This window comes from Endozoicomonas sp. ONNA2, assembly GCF_024606365.1.
GTDB lineage: Bacteria > Pseudomonadota > Gammaproteobacteria > Pseudomonadales > Endozoicomonadaceae > Endozoicomonas.
The window spans coordinates 1-4,831 of sequence record NZ_JAHHPO010000138.1 but is presented as its reverse complement, the minus strand read 5'-3'; the positions used below and the strand labels follow the sequence as shown (position 1 = coordinate 4,831).

Below are 4,831 nucleotides of genomic sequence, written 5' to 3'. Positions count from 1 at the left end.
TCCTCGCTACGGGGACGCCCAGTCGGGCGCTATTCTCGGACAGCCTCCTGGATTATTTCATCGTTGTTATATCAACGAAATGTAAATTATTAGAAGCAATGACCATCGAATCTTAATGGTTGTCTCGGCAACTACATATCTTGATATTTGATCATTCAAGACCGTGATCTTCTCTGTGTTTTATTTCCTTCCCTTATAAATCAAAGCCTTTATTCAGGTTTTGCTTATTTTCATGACGAGTTGTCTGATTTTTATCCCTTTTTGATAGTAAAAAAATTCATAACCAGATTCGATTATGTGATGTGACCTTAGCACTAAAACTCCTGAATAATCCGCTCCAAATTAAGTCGTCCGCATCGGTGAAGGGGCTTTTGCATTTCACCATGCATAGGAAGAAAGACGACAGTAAAAACACATATATGACACACAATTTCAGGAGTGAACTCCATGCAAAAGAAAATTCTTGCAGCTGTTGTTGCGTCCATAATGGCCGGTCAGGCAATGGCTGCTACTGTTGTTGACGATGGCACCAATACGGTGACCATTGGTGGTCACGTTGGTATGCGCTACGTTGACCAGGACACTGGTGAAACTGATGGCGACTCCAGTCGTATTAATTTTGGTTTTGAGCACAAGCTGACTCAAGACACCACCGCTTTTGCCAAGGTTGAGTGGGGCTTTGACGTAACCGACACTGATGGTGACGTATTCAGCAACCGCCTGGGTTATGTTGGTGCCAAAAACTCACAGTTTGGTACCGTGATTTTCGGGAAGGCCTGGTCTTCTTACGGTACTGTCGCTGGCTGGACTGATATGTTTGCTACCACCGGTGGTGACGCTTCTGGTTACTACGGTGCTGATGGCGATGCTCTGGGTACAGCTCGTGCAGATGACGTACTTCAGTACAGTCACAGTATCATGGGTCTGAACGTTTCTGCTCAAGCCCAGCTGGGCGAAAGAGCTGTTAATGAAGGCAATCGCGACAGCTCTTATGGAATCGCTGCCAGCTACGACCTGCCGATGGGCCTGAGCATGGGTGCTGCCTATAACCAGGCAGATGTTGATGCACCTGCTGGTCAAAACGATTACAAAGCCACGTCTGCAGTGTTTGGTTTGAAGTTTGAAGCTGACAAGATCTATGCAGCTTTCACTTATGCTGATTTGGAAAACCGTACTCTGTTTGAGAAATACGATGCTGCTGGCACTGCGACAGATGTTAGAGCTGACGACGCCAAGGGCTATGAACTGTACGCCAGCTACCAGCTGAATGATATGTTCATGGTTGAAGGTGGTTACAACCAGCTGGAAGGCGAAAAAGATGGTGAAGACTTGAAGCAAGAACTTAAGTACTTCCCATTAGCCCTGGTTTACACTCAGGGTCCAGTTCAGCTGTCCGGTACTTACCAGTTCGAAAAGAGCACCAAGCTTGTTAACAACAACGAAGTGGACGTAGACGACAAGCTGATCCTGCAAGCTCGCTACTACTTCTAATATCGAAGTAGTTGCTTAACAGCAATACCTTCGCCGGACTTTCCGGCAACAAAAAACCCGCTCCTGCGGGTTTTTTGCGTTTACGACAATGGCCGCTCCCTTGCGTTGACACCTTCGACATCTTCTACATCCTCCTGTGCTTGCTCCTGATTAAAGAAAGACGACTCCTGACCCAAATGGTTGCCCGCCGCAATGTCCGCCATTTCATAGGCATCTGCCAATGGCTCAGACAACAACTGCACTAAAGAGGTCCGCTCTGTGTGCGACGCATGACTACCGCCTGGCCGGTACGTGAAAGGCCTATGGTAATAACGGTAAATGCACGCAACCACAAAACCCGCCAGCACCAGGCTGGGGCCCAGAGTGATACCAAGTATGGCCCAGGCGCTCAGGGAAGATGCCAGCGGTGCCACCGTGGGGGTGGTTAGCGCGTCTGCTGTGGTCAATGGTTCAGAAGTAGAAGTCGGTAGACGTGTAGAGGTTATGGTGCTTGCAGGCACGGTTTTCCGCAACGGGGGCATGGTGACGGTTGGCTGTGCTATCCCTGTGGGTCCAGAGGGCGGACCGGAAAAGGCCGTGGTACTTCCTGATACTTCGGCCAAGGTTTTCTTGACCGGTGTCGGCCTGGTGGTTGACAGCGCCATTGCAGTGCCCAATGTCTCAGAAGCTGACGGGCCAGAAATCGCTATGCCAGTTGATCGTGCCATCCCTGTGGTCAGTGTCACAGGGGATGCCGGGTTGGCAACGGGCAGGGTAGTTTCTGTGAATGCTCCGGTTGTCTTGCCTGCTGTCGCCGTGGCGGTCGGCGCTGCCATCGCTGTTGTCAACGGCGCAGGACAGTGCAGGTCCGGGGTGGTCAGGGTTTCGATGGAATAGAAGTCACTGTTGAAGTTGCCTGGCATACCTAATCGGTCAAGATACTCGCTGTCGGGTTGGCAGTCCGCAAGCAAGAGCGGATGAGCGAGCGGTTCACACACATTATCCAGCGGACAGACACCGGGGCTGTCAGGGAGTAGAAAATCATTGGCGTAGGTATTACAAACCCGGGTACTGTCGATATGGGTTTGCGCATGGTCGCCCGATATTTTGATTGTGGAATTAACCGCTGTGGTATCGGTAACCGTACCCTCCTCCCCGGCCCCAAAACCGGCATCTGCCTCGAGCCCGGTTGTTGTCACATTACTGTTCACTGCCAGGGTGTTGGCAACGGTTACATCATCAGTAACGAACCCGGTGCCGATAGCGGCATCGGCTAAGTAACCTTGAGTCTCAACCCGGCAATGAACTGCTGTGCTATTGGCAACGGTGCCACTATAGGCAGCTCCGGCGCCGATGCCTGCTTGTCCCCATTTCTTTTTGGTTTTAATCGTACAGTTAAATGCTGTGGTACGGTCGACGATGCCCGCTTGTTCAATGATTCCTGCTCCGATACCGCCATTGGCCCCATAATCATGGCCATAACCAAAGGTTTCGACTTTGCAGTGCACCGCCGTCGTATCCGTAACATTTCCTCGCACAACTTTGCCCGCCCCGAGACCGGCGCTTCCCCGATTACCCGTGGTTTTTAGCTCGCAGTTTAACGCTGTGGTGTTAGCCACACGACTATCTTCAACGGCCCCGGCGCCGATGCCTGCTGTGCCATATTTACCTTCGGTGCTGATGGTACAGTTTACCGCTTTGGTGCCGGTCACAGTGCCACCAATAACCCTCCCCGCGCCAATAGCAGCATTGGCTCTCGCTTTCACTGTTTTGACATGACAATGCTCCGCCACGGTATTGGTAACGGCAGTATCCTTCTTGAACTCCCCAACCTGCCCGCCCCCAATGCCCGCGCTGGCAGTGGTACCGTTGGTTGTCACGTGGCAGTTAACCGCCGTGGTGCCAGTCACGGTGCCACCGTCAAACCATCCCGCGCCGATGCCGGCAATGCTACCTTGTCCAGAAGTTGTTACTGTGCTGTTCACCGCCGTGGTGTCAGTAACCCTGGACTCAACACCATGCCCTGCGCCGATACCCGCGTCGCTTTTAATATCACCAGACGTTTCTACCGTGCAGTCCAGTGCCCTGGTGTTGGTAACAGTTCCGTTGGAAACCGCTCCCGCTCCAATAGCGGCAAAAGCATAGCTATCCGATGTGTTAACCTGACAGTTAACCGCTGTCGTGTTGGCAACAGTGCCACCAGAATCGACTTTACCTGCACCGATACCGGCATGGGCAAACTCGCCTGAAGTTTGAACCGTGCAATTCACTGCCATGGCGTTGTCAACCTTGCCTTCAACAAGGCCTGCTACAACTCCGCCATAGGCCCTGTCACCGCAAGTACTGACATGGGCATTTTCAACCCGGATATTACTGACTCTGGCATTACCTTTAATTTGACAGGCCACCACTGCGGTTGGGCCTGTGGACGTTATATTGGCACCAGTAAAGCGCAGATCGTAGACAAGGCCTTCACCGGCCATGGTTTTCATCAGGCAGTTTCTGAGATTATCGATGGTGCCTTTTTCGCCATGGAGGCTGCCGGTAAATGGATGGGTATCATTACCAATAGATCGCAACTGACCGCCATCAATACACGGAACAGTTAGCTGGTAATTGCCATTGGGCGGATAGTTCCGGTCACGGCCAATCTTGCCCAGTGTTTCGGCATCCGCCACCAGAATTGGCGGGTCGCTGCCAGGGTCAGCCGATGCTGCCAGGTCGGCAGCGGCAAGTCTGGGCAGCGCCCCGGGTACCGTTGTTGCGTTGGGCAGCTGACCAGCCCCGGGTATTGTGCTGGCCGGTTTACGATGCTGCAGCGAGGAGTTCTGTTGTGTATCTTTTATTTTATTATTGTCGTTTGCCCGGGTTCCGTGCCGGGTATTGTTCGATAAAGACGGTACTACTCCAGACTCCCCGGATACATCCAGACTGCCCCATCGTCCCTGTGGCGCAGGCGCTATTGTTGCAGATCGGGAGTCACTGGCCGTGCCCCCTCTTGATACGGTCGATGGCTGTATTAACATGACTACCTCACCAATATTTATTTGCTGATTGAAATAATTTGCGAACAACATAGTACAAAATGCTTTGGACGTTATGCCTATGCTGAAAAAACCGCAGAATATCCTACGTTTGTTACGCTATGTTGTGCAGGATTTTTAGTGAGTCAAGATGATCAAAAAGTAATGGACATCTTCCAGCTATCAGCTGCCAGATAGTCCCCCAATGGCACTGACTTAAGCTAAAAAGCCTTGCAAACATGAGGATTGATACAGGTTGAGAGATTTGAATTGGAACCACAAGGCACACAAAGAGCACAAAGGAAAAGAAAAGCTCTTCTTAGTGCTCTTTGCCGTGA

At 51.5% G+C, this 4,831-nt stretch carries 2 protein-coding genes; one reads left to right on the top strand and one right to left on the bottom strand.

Features of this window, described 5'->3' with window-relative positions:
* The first annotated feature begins 447 nt into the window (after positions 1 to 447).
* Positions 448 to 1,491: a porin gene (locus KDK14_RS02580; RefSeq protein ID WP_257263460.1), complete on the top strand. Its 1,044-nt coding sequence runs from the start codon at positions 448 to 450 to the stop codon at positions 1,489 to 1,491.
* A gap of 80 nt (positions 1,492 to 1,571) precedes the next feature.
* On the opposite strand, the gene KDK14_RS02575 is transcribed toward KDK14_RS02580, so the two are convergent.
* Complete coding sequence (locus tag KDK14_RS02575; RefSeq protein WP_257263459.1) at positions 1,572 to 4,547, bottom strand: hypothetical protein; 2,976 nt, start codon at positions 4,545 to 4,547, stop codon at positions 1,572 to 1,574.
* Between the last annotated feature and the right edge of the window lie 284 nt (positions 4,548 to 4,831).

Coding starts and splice junctions, on each gene's coding strand:
- KDK14_RS02580 (WP_257263460.1), top strand. CDS start 448: ATGCAAAAGAAAATTCTTGCAGCTGTTGTTGCGTCCATAATGGCCGGT.
- KDK14_RS02575 (WP_257263459.1), bottom strand. CDS start 4,547: ATGTTGTTCGCAAATTATTTCAATCAGCAAATAAATATTGGTGAGGTA.